Here is a 12,788-nt window from a genome sequence, read left to right as displayed (position 1 = left end):
GTCGACCCCTAATCACGGAGGTATCTCACGTCGACAATGCGGCGAGCAAATCGGGTGACAAAACCAGGCTTGGCGGCACGGTGACGGATCGGTGACCACCACTGACGATGGTTTCGATGAACTCAAGCGCGTTTTGCAGTCCGTTCATCGTGTATGGTTTTTCAATCGCCCCAAGCGCACCCGCAAAATCCGCCGGTATTCGCTTCAGGTTTCCGGAAACGAAAACATATGGAATTGAGCGGGACGCGAGATGTCGGCCGACGTCTATACCCGTGGGTCCGTCCAGCAACTGAATGTCCACAAAGGCAAACTGTGGCGATGCCTTTTCTATTAGCGAAAATGCATGCTTGCTGTCGGCTGCCACGCCCGCAATCTCGTGTCCCGCCTCCTCAACTTCACTCTCAAGCTCCATAGCCAGCAAAGCCTCGTCTTCGACAATCAAGATTTTCACAAAATTTCCTCTTAGTCTTTTATAGAAAGTGTTACCCGGACATCGGTCCGGCGATGAACTGCACCCCATTTCGACCGGACAGTCGGCATAAGCAGAAAGGCTCAAGCACAGGCTTGAGGACAGGCTTATGTCTAACGAGTATCGACATGTTGAATTGCTGACGGGTGATGTGCGCCGCAGGCGGTGGACAACCGAGCAAAAGCTGACGATCATTGAGCAGAGTTTCGAACCAGGCGAGACGGTATCGTCCACCGCTCGCCGCCATGGCGTCGCGCCCAATCTGCTTTACCGGTGGCGCAGGCTCTTGAGCGAGGGAGGTGCTGCAGCTGTGGATTCTGACGAGCCGGTGGTCGGCAATTCGGAAGTGAAGAAGCTGGAAGATCGCGTCCGCGAGCTGGAGCGCATGCTTGGCCGCAAGACGATGGAGGTCGAAATCCTCCGCGAAGCCCTTTCCAAAGCGGACTCAAAAAAACGGATATCGCGGCCGATCTTGTTGCCGAAGGACGGTTCGCGATGAAGGCCGTCGCAGATACGCTGGGCGTATCCCGTTCCAACCTCATCGAGCGTCTGAAAGGCAGATCGAAGCCGCGCGGCTCCTATCATAAGGCCGAGGATGCAGAGCTTTTACCCATCATCCGCAGACTGGTAGATCAAAGGCCAACCTATGGCTATCGGCGGATCGCCGCGCTCCTCAATCGCGAAAGGCGAGCCGCCGATAAGCCCGTCGTTAACGCCAAGCGGGTTCACCGCATCATGGGCAACCACGCCATGTTGCTGGAGAAGCATACGGCCGTTCGCAAGGGCCGCATCCATGACGGCAAGGTCATGGTCATGCGCTCCAATCTGCGCTGGTGCTCCGACGGTCTGGAGTTCACTTGCTGGAACGGCGAGGTGATCCGTCTCGCCTTCATCATCGACGCTTTCGACCGGGAGATCATCGCATGGACGGCGGTTGCCAATGCAGGCATTTCCGGCTCGGACGTGCGTGACATGATGCTGGAGGCGGTCGAGAAACGCTTCCATGCAACCCGAGCCCCGCACGCTATCGAGCATCTCTCCGACAATGGCTCTGCTTACACCGCGAGGGACACGAGGCTGTTTGCACAAGCACTCAATCTCACACCTTGCTTCACGCCGGTCGCCAGCCCTCAGTCGAACGGCATGTCGGAGGCATTCGTCAAAACCCTGAAACGGGATTACGTGCGCATATCACCTCTGCCGGACGCCGAAACAGCGCTCCGGCTCATCGACGGATGGATCGAGGATTATAATGAAATCCATCCCCATTCTGCCCTCAAGATGGCTTCCCCTCGGCAGTTCATCAGGGCTAAATCAACCTAGCCGACTTGTCCGGTCAAACGGGGTGCACTCCAGGCGATCATCGACGGTTCTTACGATCGTTGCACGCAGCTGCTTCAATGACGCTTCCAACATCTTCTTGCTGAAGGCGGCCTGTTCGCTATCTACCTCCACGGGCGCGACTGTGTCCACGACACGTACGAGGAAGTGGCCATTAAGCCGTTTCACCTCGAGATGTAAATCGCCGCCGCCTTCTCTCAGGCCCCGGCCGATGGCATCTCCAATGAGTTCGTTGATGATCAAGGCTAAAGGTGATGCCTTTGTGGCGGGAACCACAACCTCATGAAGGTCTGACGTGAGATTGATATCTTTCCTTTTGAGGGCGCCGACCTTGTCCAGCATCAAGGTATTGGCGAAATCCGCAACGTCGAAATGGCCCACATCCTCATCGTTCAAAAGCTTGCGCTGAACGGTGCTAAGTGCTTCAACACGGTTCAGTACGGACATCAATGTCCGCTCGACAACCTCGTTATCGGTCATTCGCGCCTGGAGCTTGACGATGGACGCGATCGTCAGAAGGTTGTTTTTCACGCGGTGATCGACTTCATGGACCAGCGCCGTTTTAGTGCGCAGAGCCTCGGTCAGATCGGCCGTTCTTAGCGCCACTTCCTCCTCGGCGATATGTCGGGCGCGGGCGAGCTCAGCCTCCTTGCTCTTGATATTGGTGAAGTCGAGTTGTGAGGCGAAAAAGTAGATCACGGTTCCGGAAGCGTTGCGCACGGGACTGACAAAAAGCGCGTTCCAAAACTTCGAGCCATCCTTTCTGTAATTCAGAATATCGATAGATACGTCTCTTTCCGATGCAACGGCGTCACGGAGTTTGCTGACTGCGGCCTGATCGGTCTCGGGGCCCTGAAGGAGACGGCAGTTCCGGCCAATCAATTCCTCAACGGCGTAGCCCGTGAGGGTGCAGAAGGCACTATTGCAGAAAATGATTGGATTGTCGGGCTGTCGAGGATCTGTAATCAGCATTGGCATGCGGGTAGCCTTGAATGCCGCCGCAAATGGATCTTCCGATGCATGTCCTGATACGAGACGCTCTCCGGCGTCTTTCGCGTCCTGCCGAGGGTGGGAATCGTCTTTCATTCAGCGTCCTGAAAATTGCACGCCCGTGAAATGTTTCATTTCGAATTTTGTTCCACTGTTTGCGGAAAATGGCGGGTGATGGCAGGGATGGAAAGCGACCTCTTCATGGCGGTCGTTATCAGCCGATGGGGATGTTGGTCAAACATGGCGATGCGCTTCTTGTTCGTAGCGGGAAATGACCACCCTCCCCTCCCCTGCATTGACATTCGCGCCTCGCGTCTCCCATCGGCCTCGTTAAGATTGGGCTGGTTGTCACGCTTCAGTGTGTAATGACGTTTGCATCTGTTCTGTTTCGTGCTTGGCCCGCTCAGTGCCCCAACGAATGCGCGGAATTCAGCTGGTTGCGACGACATTGTAATCACTTCATCAGCATTACCGAGGATATTTCGTCGGCGTTGTGCTACATGGCGCTCACTTGGTCGAGCCCTCCCCTTAACGGTCAGCAAACGGCTTTATGTTGAACAAGTCACCCAGACGCATTTGTTTCATGGATCACTCAAACGGGACACGTTTTCTGAAAACCTTGTCAGCTGACAAGGTTTTGTCGCTGGGACTCGTCGTCTTAACGCGCGGATCAATTTCCGCATGACCCTGCTGGCGCGGGGTGCCGGCACGGATTGGTGCCAATGGTTTGAAACCTTGTCAGCTGACAAGGTTTGCAAATGTAAATGTGGAGATCGAATGGGTCGCAGGGTAATGGGTATATTCAAGGTGTGAATGAAAGCCACTCTGGAGACAGGACTTCTCTTTAGAGGAACGAATCGGAGCGAGAGTTTCAATCCGCGACACCCCAAACAATGATTTGTGGGTTTGCGTGATGGAGCGACGGGTTTCACGAAACTATGCCAGGGAGTTGCAGCGAGCGGACAATCCGGCCTCAAATGTCTGGCCGCCCAGGAGTTTGGAATGTCGAACTCTGCCGGGGCGGCCGGGTAGGCCGATATAGTGGCGCCAATCAATCGTGTGTGCCAAGGGCTGGACTTCTAAGCGCTTGCGGTTGTCGCCCGCGCTGAAGAGAGGCGGAGGCGGCGGCATGGGGCTGCCAGCTTCTCACGTGGTCGATCTATTTCCCGAGGTTGCGTGCCATGACTATTTTTAATTTACCAAGCTTAACCGCCCAGAGTTTCCAGCTTTTGGATCGCAATAACCGTGCTTCAAAGCTGGAAGCTGTCCTTGTCGGCGCACAAACCCGTGTTGCCTCTACATAGGTCCATCGTGGCCTGGCGCGATGCCTCCCAGAGCCGTACCCTTGAAAATCCGGTCGCGGAAGGGAGCGTACGACCCGTTCATCTTGGGTCATTGTGGATCGAGTTTTCTATGAAGCCGTGCCTAGCTGTAGGGCCGAGAGTTTAAGACCCGTGACCCTCGCAACTGGGCTAGATTTAATTAAGTACAAGGGTGCCGGCGCACTGACGTCGCATCCCTGTTATGTCGTTTGGTGGAGGAAAAGTATTCTCACCCGGATAAATGACTTGCGGGTTGGTAAAGCTCGAGGCAACCGGAGCGCTCTTGTTCTGAAGCTCCAAGCGCCTTGTTTTCGTCAGGGACGGACGTGTCGTAGCAGACGCTTGCACATCGAGCTTTTGCAGCAAGGAGGCGAGAGCGTCATTCCCTTTCTGTGGAACAACGAATATGGGCACTCTGCGCAACCGGCGCGACGCTGTCTCGTCCGTGGCGTAATGGGCTATCGACTTGGCAAGTGCTTGGGCAGGTTCGGTCATGCCGTATAACCTGATTATGGGATGCTGGTTCCAGCGCAATTGGCACAGGGGTCCGGCCGGCCGCTCGTAAAAGGTCGCAGGGTGTTTGATGCTGTCGTAATCAGAAGACTCGTTCAAGGCATGCAATCGCCTAAGCAGCGTTTACGAGATCGTGGATCTGCTCGCGTATCCATTGCTGGCCCTGATGCCTGTGCGTCCGCTCATGCCATATGAGCTCTACCTGGAAGCGTTCCGAGAGCCACGGAACGTCTATCCATGCGACCTCAGCCAGCCGGTTCCGCATCAGGCGTCGCGGCACCAGGGCGACGAGCTCGCTGCTGGCTACGATGCTCGGAACAACGAGGAATGAGGCGGCAGACGCGACAACGGCGCGGGAGTGACCGAGGGCTTCCAGGGTGACGTCCACCGGCGAAGAAAATGCGCCGCCAGACGGCGAGACGATCACCTGCTCAAGCCGGGCGAACCCGGCTGCAGTCGCCCCCTCCGCGATCCGTGGGTGCCCGGGACGGCCGATCAGAATATAACTTTCCTCAAACAGGTGCCGGGTACGCAGGTGAGCCTGCCCGGCATCCGGTGTGGCGATGGCGAGATCGATATCACCATCCGCGAGTTGCTGCCCTAATCTCACCGGTGCAAGCCGATGCACCGCAAGCCGGATATTGGCAGCCCTTTCGCGCAGCGACACAATAAGAGGCGCCACCACCACAGCCTCGACGTAGTCGGTGCAGGCGATCGAGATGGTCAGCTCGGCTGTTACGGGGGAAAAGCTATCATGACCCTGGAGCGTGCCGCGGATTTGATCCAGCGAGGCGCGAAGCGGTCCGATCAGCTCGAGCGACTTGGCGGTCGGCACCATGCCGCGATGCGCCGGCACGAGCAGGGGATCCTTGAACAGGTCGCGAAGGCGGTTCAGTTGGGCGCTGAGCGCCGGCTGGCTCATATGCAGCCGGGCAGCGGCTCTGGTGACGTTTCTTTCAACCAGCAGAGCTTCGAGACTGACGAGGAGGTTGAGATCGATGCGCTTCATATCCATGTGCTGGATAGTAGCGCATAAATCAATCGATTTCACATATGGTCTATGGGTTGCGATTTAAATCTCCAGGGAGTGCCGTGCTGGGCTGCTCCAGGAAAGTGATGGAGATACACATGTCGATTGATCAAAAGCCTACCATTGTCGTTGCAGGCAGCCTGAGCAAGCAGGGCCGGAGCGTGACGGAATCGTTGTTGGGGAGTGGACGGTATCACGTTCGTGCCCTGACAAGTCGCACAGACTCGCCTGCGGCCCTCAAGCTGGCCGAGCAGGGCGCCGAGCTCTTCGCCGTGCCGCTTGCGATCAACCACAGGAGCGATTTCGTGAAAGCGTTTCGAGGAGCACAGGGTGCTTTCCTGATGACACCAGTCGTCGCCCCTCCAGCTACCTACGAGTTCGACATCGGCAGGGACCTGGCAGATGCCGCCGTGGAGGCAGGCATCGATCACATCGTCTTCAGCACGCTGGAAAACGTCGATGAGATCACCGGAGGTTCGAAGTTCGCGCCGCATTTCACGGACAAGGCGCGCGTCGAGGCTTACATCCGGGGCCTTCCTGTTCGCAGCTCATTCGTCGAGCTCGCGTTCTTCTACACCAACCTTCTCGAATATTATACGCCACGCATGGAGGGTGATACGCTCATCTTTCCAATCTATCTGCCCGAGCATTTTCGGGCACCCTTTGTCGATCCACTGACGGCGACAGGTCCTGCGGTTCTGGAAATCTTCGACCACCCCGAAACCTATGCCGGGCAAACGCTCCCGATCATCGGCGATACCCTCTCTCCGACCGAGATGATCGAGACGTTCATGCGGGTCACGGGCCGGAAGGCTGTGTATGCATCCGCTTACACCCCTTATGAACTGGTTCGTCATTTTCCGGAGTTCGGGGAAAATCCCGAACTCGTTCGAGAAAACATCGGCATGGCGGAATACGCGGTCGAATACGGATATTTCCGGAAAGACCGGGACCTTGAGTGGAGCAGGCGGATCAATCCCTCCAGTCTCACCTGGGAGCAGTTCCTGATCGAGACCGGTTGGAACGGCGAAAAAAGGGCGTTCGGCCTGAGCTAGTGGAACTTCGGCCGATCACCACCATCTCTTGCTCCCACGAGGCCCTTGTGGATTGCTACTGAAAAGATTTCGGTTTTAGATAGAGCTGAAGCTTAGGACAAGAAAATGGCTAAGGCGTACTGGGTCGCTACATATCGATCAGTTACCACTCCTGACGCCTTGGCCGCGTATGTCAAGCTAAGTGGCCCTGCGATCATGGCGGCCGGATATTGGCGCGCGGTTTGCTTGCACTTGTTTATGAAGAGGGGCTGCAACAGCGAGTGGTTCTGATCGAGTTTGACAGTGTGGGGCCCAAGCAGCACATGACAGTCCGGCTTACCAGAAGGCAATGGCTTTGCTATCTGGCGGCGTAGAGAGGATATGGCTTTTAGTTCCCGATTTCAATTGAAGCGCCAACCGAAAATTCTTGCACCGAAATCTCACATTACTGTTTCACGCTCCGGCAGAGTAGGGGATCTATTCCTATGTGCTGTCGATGAAATACCGGCGCTTACCAGTTGGGATCAGGCCACTCTGCATTTTCCCAGACGGCGAATTCCGCCGGAGAGATCAGGTTTTTATCGCCGTTCTTCGATCGCATAGGGTAGAAGCGGTCATACATCGGATCGAAACTCGAGAGAAGTTGCGCGAAGCCGGCCTTCCTTTGCGTTTTCGTCCATGAGCAAAAGAGACCTCCGCGACTATTCATCATATCGAAGACTTGAGGCTGAGCTGGGTCGAGGCGCTGCCAAAGATCGATGATATGCGCGGCCTGCGTTCCAAAATCCTCGCGTAGTCCATCCTCGATAACTGCCTCCAAGGCATAAGCGATCGCTTGCGTCTTGGCCGTATGATTGAGAAATGCGAGGGATTGCCTTAGTAGCCTCTGCTGTAGCATAAGAACGGGCCAAAGGATCCGGGCACCGTATCGAATGCCTACTTCCTCAAAGTGTTCTGGCGGCTGGATAACTTCGCGCTGTCGCTCATATGCTTTGCGCACATCATACGCCAACCCAAGAAATGAGCCTTCCTTATCTTTCACAATCGGCGAGCGCTCATTCACATCGTGGATGACTTCATGCAGCCAGATGAGGGACGTGTAGTCCCCGATCAACAGGATGCCCGCGTGGTTTTTGAGCAGGCCGTAGGAAAGCATCCGCGGTATCCTTTCTCTTATATCCAAAGAGCCCCGTCAGACTGCCCACGGGTCAACAATGTCGATTCCTAAGCCTTCAAAATCCTTAGTATTGCGTGTAGCTAGCGTCAAATCGTGAGCGACGGCCGTAGCGGCAATCAAACCGTCCATGGAGGCAAGCCCCCGACCATTTCGCTTGGCGAGCGCCATGAGGTCGCCCCAGGCAAAGGCGACAGGCCCGTCTACCGGAATAGTCCTGTGTTCGAAGCGCTGGGGCAGATCATACGTGAGCCATTCTTTCAGAGCATCGCGCTTTCTCCCACTATCCATCAGCGCGACGCCACGGCGAATTTCAGCGATCGATACGATGCTGATGAATGCGCGGTCCTCATCCAGCTCGTGGAGCCACTTTAGAACACGTTCATCGGGGCGCGGCTTTGTCACTTCCGACAGAACGTTCGTATCAAGCAGCAATCTCATAGCGACAAGTCACGCGGCTCATCGCGCTGTCTCCCGACATCCAGATCGGCACCACGCAGAGGCGATGACAATAGAAACTCGGCTAGCGATCCCCTACGTGCGGTTTTCCTCTGCCACTCTTCTGCAGAGACGACCACCACGCTAGGCTTCCCATTGCGGGTGATCGTCTGAGGTGCCAGTTGCGCGCGCTCCATGACTTCCGAAAGCTTTGCCTTTGCGCCAGCGACCGTCCAGTTCGTATCATCATGCGTTGATGCTTGCATAGCTTCACCTATAACTATATTGACTATATTGACTATAGTTCGTCAGGGGCTTTTCTGCAAGCGCCTGAACAGCAGGGGAGGGGCCCTTAAAGCCCTGATGCCTTGGTCAGATGCACGCGGAAGCGATCCCGGAGAAGACAACGCAGGCCATCTCAGCCGTGGCGAACTTCGTGTCATGGGAGCCATAGAGGCGTGCCGGACGCCACGGCTTGGCGGACACGTCGATGCCTGCGATGACTGTGGCGTAACCACTGTCTCCTACAATTCCTGCCGCAACCGCCATTGCATTTGTGGAGTTGTATTCCGTAATTGCAAGGAGAAAAATCAATTATGTCAGGAGGCGGGTTGCTCGACCGCTTCTCCGCGTAGCGCTGTTATAATAGCTCGAAGCCTGCTGCACCGATCGATGGCGCGACTGTTCCATTGCTTCGGGGAGGGGGATGCCGCGATTGGCAGCTTCCGTCAGATAGCCCGACCGTAGGCCATGCGCCGAATACTGCGCAGATTCCAACCCAGCCATTTTGGCTCGCTGCTTGAGAATGGCATTGATCGACTGCGGGTCGAGCGCCCGCTTCGAAACAGTATTCCACCTGCCAATCCCCCGAAACACGCTGCCCTTTTCAATAGCTGCGGCTGCTATCCAGGCATTGAGAGCCTCCACCGGCTGGCCCGTCAGGTAGACGATCTCATCTTGTTCGCCGTTGGTTGTTTTCGTCCGGCCGAGATGAATGGCGAGAGAGGGGAGGGGAGGGCCGTCTTCCATCTCGATCGGCTGCTCAATTGTCAGTTGCTCGACACGAAGGCCGGCAATCTCGCTGCGTCGACGGCCACCCGAGGCGAAGGCGACCATCAGTATCGCCCGATCGCGAATGTCGCGCAGGCGGTTATCCGCGCAAGTCGCCAGCAACTTTTGAAGGATATCACCTGTGACCGCCTTTGCGCTTTTACGACGGCGCGTCCGGGGAACGGCACGAACAGCCAACCGGATCGCCTGTTTGAGGGCAGGGGAGGCGAAGGCGCCATTAAGACCGCGCCATTTGGTGAGTGTCGACCAGCTGGCCAGGCGGCGGCGCACCGTATCGGGTGCATGCGGGCCGGTGGATTTCAGGAAACCCTGGCGGCGAAGGTTTTCGGCGACAACATCGGGCATGCCGTGATGAGGATCAGACGCACGCCTCTCCGGGTCCCACAGATGATGGGCGACGAATTTTAGCAGCAGCGCCTCGGGCGCCGGCCAGGGCAGGGACTGTCCGGTCGCCGCCAGGCCCCAGGCTTCAAGATAGGCGAGGTCGGAGGTCAGCGCTCTTAGCGTATTGTCGCCCATTCCCTGGTTGACGAGATGGCGCAGCGTTTCGACGTCCTTATCGGTCAACAGCTCAGCGAGCTCGTCGCGGCGCTCGAGCGGCAGGACGGCGGCGATGGTGTCGAGTTCTTCGGCGCGGCGCTCGACGGCGTCCAACGATTTCCTGGTCATGGGCGCTCCAAAAAACGGATTCATGCGGCCTCGATGACCGGTGTTGGCAGCGATTTTCAGTGATTTGCGCCGCGAAATCAACTACCATCGATAAGGGATACTTATCGATGGTTATAGAGCCAACCGACAATCATACCATGTGGCGAACCGCAATATTGATATAGAGTTCCTTTAAAAGATCGTTTACCATAATATCAATGGCTTACGATCTATCGAAAATCAGCATTTCAAACTTGGTTGCGCCCGCTTTTAACGCGGCGGTCGCCCTGACCCGTTTCGATGAGCGCATTGCCCGCTCGCCCGTCGGCGCTGGCTTTCTCGAGCGTCAAAATTTCGCCGACGCCTGCGCTTCGTTATGGATCGACGGCGAACTCGTTCATCTCGAAGACCTCGTCCTCCACGACGCCACCCGCGATATCCGCACCCCCACCCATGAACTGACAATCGCCCGCGATGTGCTGCGCACGCGTCGGCGGATCGCTGGCCAATCCCTGGATTGGGCGCTCTCTGCGGACGGTATCCGCTCGTTGCGGAAAACCTCGGAGATCGGGTCGGGCGGCGGGGACGTGGCGACGACGGCCGAAGTTATTTGGCTAGCGGCCGCGATCCACGCGGAAGGGGAGGGGGAGGAAGGTGACGGTGGCAAAGATCTTCCCGCCGTCGACTATGCTGCCATCGATGCGGTACTTGCCCGATCGGAGGCCGCGATCGAAAACGCAACGCGGCCTGGCCGCACTGATACCGGCGAACGAGACCCTCTCGTCTATGATCTTGATTGGGACGAAGACGCGCGGCTCGACGAATGGCGCGACGTGTTACGCCAGGCCGAAAAATTGCCGGCGGTGCTGCAGGCGATCGTTGCCCTCGATGCCTGGAATGAGCTGGCGGTGCTGCAGCACGCCCCGTGGCTTGGCCGGTTGCTGGCCGTGGCGATCCTGCGCCAGGCAGGTATCACGACAGGCGCGCATCTCGCTGCCATCAACCTCGGCCTGAAAACCATTCCTGTCGATCGGCGCCGGCATCGCGACCGGCAGACGCGGCTGCTCGCCATTGCCCACGGGTTTTTGGCGGCCGCCGAGATCGGCATGAAGGAGCATGACCGGTTGGCGTTGGCGCGCACGATGTTCGAGCGGAAACTCGAAGGGCGGCGGACGTCTTCAAAGCTGCCGGAACTGGTCGATCTGGTGATGGCGAGACCGCTCGTGTCAGCCGGCATGGTGGCAAAGACGCTCGACGTCACGCCGCAGGCGGCGCGGCGGATCGTTTTGGAGCTGGGCCTCAGAGAGATGACGGGGAGGGGGAGGTTTCGGGCGTGGGGAATTATCTGAGGACTCTGCACACGGCAATTTATGGCGCGGGACTTGGTTGAAGGGAGCAGCACTTCATTCAGTGATAAGCCGAAGATTGGAAGTCAGTCTTTGATATCGGTTCAAGATCTATCCTCGGCTCCAGGGCGCTCACGCCGGTTGCGCCGGCCTGGTGCCCTGGCTCTAACGACATGGGCAATTTTGCTGAGGAAGATGTCGAGGGCCCCGACTTCTGGCTGCACCTGATAGAGCGGACATCCTCCACCGTCGCCTATGTCGAAACCAATTCGGCACGGTTCGGTTGTACGCTCGAGGCGGTGATAAGCGCCATCACCGCTTTTGGGCGATTTCCCGCGTGTCCCGAATCTCGACCAATAGCTTTGAAACGGATCACAGTCCTCCCAGTACTTCAGGCTATCGTCTCGGGAGAATCGGCCACAGTCGCTGCTGCAGACGAGTTGCAAATCACTTCGCAGGCTGTCGAGGATTGGCATCACGAAAAATTCGACGCCCTCAATCGGCATGGGCTCGTCGTTATCGGTTCTTAGCGTGACCTTGAATATTTCTAGGATCAGGTCCGGATGAAAGTCGCGTACTGTGGCGAGCAGGAGATAAGCCAACGTTCTGACGACAGGACCCTGATCAACGCCGGTCTTCATGATCCGCGTATACAGATAAACTAGATTGAACATGCCGTACTGGAAGGTTTGTAACACCTCTTCGGGCTTGCAAGCGCCTGCCCAGGGTCGCTCGTCGATGCTCCCATGTGCAAATTCATTGGCGATCAGCGCGAATCGCTCCATCACCCCGAGGTCGAGATGGTCACGCTCGATCCAGACGCGCTTCAGCCGCTCGATTGAGCTATATTCAAGCAAGTTCCAAAAGCGATCACGGAGCGCGCGCACATATCCCGATGAACTTAAACCGCCCTCGAAAAGGCGTAGCACAGTGGCAGGTTGCTGGCTTAACATCCGTTCCAGCGAGGTTCGATCCCACAGTAATATTTGCGGACGTGGAAATCGTTCCTGCCACTTCTCTACCCAGTCTCGCGTCGGGTTAGTAAATGTCGTGTTGGTAGCGATGACGAGGCAATCGACATTACCGTCGCCGACGACATTGTTACACGCGACCTTTACAGCGTCGGCCTCAAGTGTCCCTGTGCGTCCTTTGCATTCGACCCACCACCGACGCGCGATCATCTGTCCATCAACGTCCGGTACGTAGAAGCGGGCCTCAAGGTCCCGACCTCCATCGGCAGCGCCAGAGCCAACACCGCCCAACCGCCACGCAATATCCCTCGCGCCCATCCCATCTATGAGCCAGAACAGACATTCTTCCAGCGCATAGCCTTTCAATTCATCAAAGGGAATTTGGCTCGGTAGGACCCAGCCCTTTTCGTCATCATCACTCGACAAGGGCTTTTCTCCAGG

11 protein-coding genes and 1 pseudogene are annotated in these 12,788 nt (G+C 56.9%); 4 read left to right on the top strand and 8 right to left on the bottom strand.

What is annotated here, in order from left to right:
* Window positions 1-25 precede the first annotated feature (25 nt).
* Window positions 26-451: a response regulator gene (locus AGR1_RS26040; protein WP_149148859.1), complete on the bottom strand. Its 426-nt coding sequence runs from the start codon at window positions 449-451 to the stop codon at window positions 26-28.
* Window positions 452-578: 127 nt separating this feature from the next.
* Between AGR1_RS26040 and AGR1_RS26035 the strand changes: the two genes are divergently transcribed.
* Window positions 579-1,792 (top strand): IS3 family transposase gene (locus AGR1_RS26035; RefSeq protein ID WP_149148858.1). Its coding sequence is split into 2 segments (ribosomal slippage): window positions 579-915 and window positions 915-1,792, totalling 1,215 coding nucleotides; the frame shifts between segments, so codons are not numbered across the junction.
* Here the strand turns inward: AGR1_RS26035 and AGR1_RS26030 are convergent.
* Both AGR1_RS26030 and AGR1_RS26025 read right to left on the bottom strand, forming a co-directional pair.
* The gene (locus AGR1_RS26030; protein WP_149148857.1) at window positions 1,784-2,896 is read right to left on the bottom strand and encodes a PAS domain-containing protein; all 1,113 of its coding nucleotides are present in this window, start codon (window positions 2,894-2,896) and stop codon (window positions 1,784-1,786) included. The two genes, AGR1_RS26035 and AGR1_RS26030, sit on opposite strands and share 9 nt — an antisense overlap.
* 1,851 nt (window positions 2,897-4,747) lie before the next feature.
* Entirely contained in the window at window positions 4,748-5,644 is an 897-nt protein-coding gene (locus AGR1_RS26025; protein WP_149148856.1) for a LysR family transcriptional regulator, read from the bottom strand.
* Between the two features lie 119 nt (window positions 5,645-5,763).
* Here AGR1_RS26025 and AGR1_RS26020 point away from each other — a divergent pair, with 119 nt between their 5' ends.
* Window positions 5,764-6,720, top strand: a complete 957-nt coding sequence (locus tag AGR1_RS26020) for an NmrA/HSCARG family protein (RefSeq protein ID WP_149148855.1) — start codon at window positions 5,764-5,766, stop codon at window positions 6,718-6,720.
* A 490-nt stretch (window positions 6,721-7,210) separates the two neighbouring features.
* On the opposite strand, the gene AGR1_RS26010 is transcribed toward AGR1_RS26020, so the two are convergent.
* The 3 genes from AGR1_RS26010 to AGR1_RS26000 are packed head-to-tail and all read right to left on the bottom strand — an operon-like array spanning window position 7,211 to window position 8,577.
* On the bottom strand, window positions 7,211-7,855 hold the full coding sequence (locus AGR1_RS26010; protein ID WP_149148854.1) for a hypothetical protein: 645 nt from the start codon (window positions 7,853-7,855) through the stop codon (window positions 7,211-7,213).
* 36 nt (window positions 7,856-7,891) lie between these two features.
* The gene (locus AGR1_RS26005; RefSeq protein ID WP_149148853.1) at window positions 7,892-8,314 is read right to left on the bottom strand and encodes a type II toxin-antitoxin system VapC family toxin; all 423 of its coding nucleotides are present in this window, start codon (window positions 8,312-8,314) and stop codon (window positions 7,892-7,894) included.
* Entirely contained in the window at window positions 8,311-8,577 is a 267-nt protein-coding gene (locus AGR1_RS26000; protein WP_149148852.1) for a type II toxin-antitoxin system Phd/YefM family antitoxin, read from the bottom strand. The genes AGR1_RS26005 and AGR1_RS26000 overlap by 4 nt, the downstream gene beginning before the upstream one ends.
* Window positions 8,578-8,674: 97 nt before the next feature.
* On the opposite strand from AGR1_RS26000, the pseudogene AGR1_RS25995 reads away from it, so the two are divergent.
* A pseudogene (locus AGR1_RS25995) lies at window positions 8,675-8,863 on the top strand (transposase zinc-binding domain-containing protein); the annotation flags it as partial.
* A gap of 42 nt (window positions 8,864-8,905) precedes the next feature.
* Here AGR1_RS25995 and AGR1_RS25990 read toward each other — a convergent pair.
* Window positions 8,906-10,051 (bottom strand): tyrosine-type recombinase/integrase, encoded by a 1,146-nt coding sequence (locus AGR1_RS25990; RefSeq protein ID WP_149148851.1) that lies wholly within the window; start codon window positions 10,049-10,051, stop codon window positions 8,906-8,908.
* A gap of 188 nt (window positions 10,052-10,239) precedes the next feature.
* On the opposite strand from AGR1_RS25990, the gene AGR1_RS25985 reads away from it, so the two are divergent.
* Window positions 10,240-11,379 (top strand): RHE_PE00001 family protein, encoded by a 1,140-nt coding sequence (locus AGR1_RS25985; protein WP_149148850.1) that lies wholly within the window; start codon window positions 10,240-10,242, stop codon window positions 11,377-11,379.
* 101 nt (window positions 11,380-11,480) lie between these two features.
* Here the strand turns inward: AGR1_RS25985 and AGR1_RS25980 are convergent, their stop codons facing one another.
* Entirely contained in the window at window positions 11,481-12,773 is a 1,293-nt protein-coding gene (locus AGR1_RS25980) for a restriction endonuclease (protein WP_149148849.1), read from the bottom strand.
* Window positions 12,774-12,788 lie beyond the last annotated feature (15 nt).

Origin of the sequence: Agrobacterium sp. B1(2019) (assembly GCF_008274755.1) — a bacterium.
In the GTDB taxonomy this organism is placed as follows: domain Bacteria; phylum Pseudomonadota; class Alphaproteobacteria; order Rhizobiales; family Rhizobiaceae; genus Agrobacterium; species Agrobacterium salinitolerans.
Note: the sequence above shows the minus strand (reverse complement) of the source record. Positions and strands in the feature narration are given on the sequence as shown.

Coding starts and splice junctions, on each gene's coding strand:
- AGR1_RS26005 (WP_149148853.1), bottom strand. CDS start 8,314: ATGAGATTGCTGCTTGATACGAACGTTCTGTCGGAAGTGACAAAGCCG.
- AGR1_RS26025 (WP_149148856.1), bottom strand. CDS start 5,644: ATGAAGCGCATCGATCTCAACCTCCTCGTCAGTCTCGAAGCTCTGCTG.
- AGR1_RS26020 (WP_149148855.1), top strand. CDS start 5,764: ATGTCGATTGATCAAAAGCCTACCATTGTCGTTGCAGGCAGCCTGAGC.
- AGR1_RS26010 (WP_149148854.1), bottom strand. CDS start 7,855: ATGCTTTCCTACGGCCTGCTCAAAAACCACGCGGGCATCCTGTTGATC.
- AGR1_RS26030 (WP_149148857.1), bottom strand. CDS start 2,896: ATGAAAGACGATTCCCACCCTCGGCAGGACGCGAAAGACGCCGGAGAG.
- AGR1_RS25990 (WP_149148851.1), bottom strand. CDS start 10,051: ATGACCAGGAAATCGTTGGACGCCGTCGAGCGCCGCGCCGAAGAACTC.
- AGR1_RS26000 (WP_149148852.1), bottom strand. CDS start 8,577: ATGCAAGCATCAACGCATGATGATACGAACTGGACGGTCGCTGGCGCA.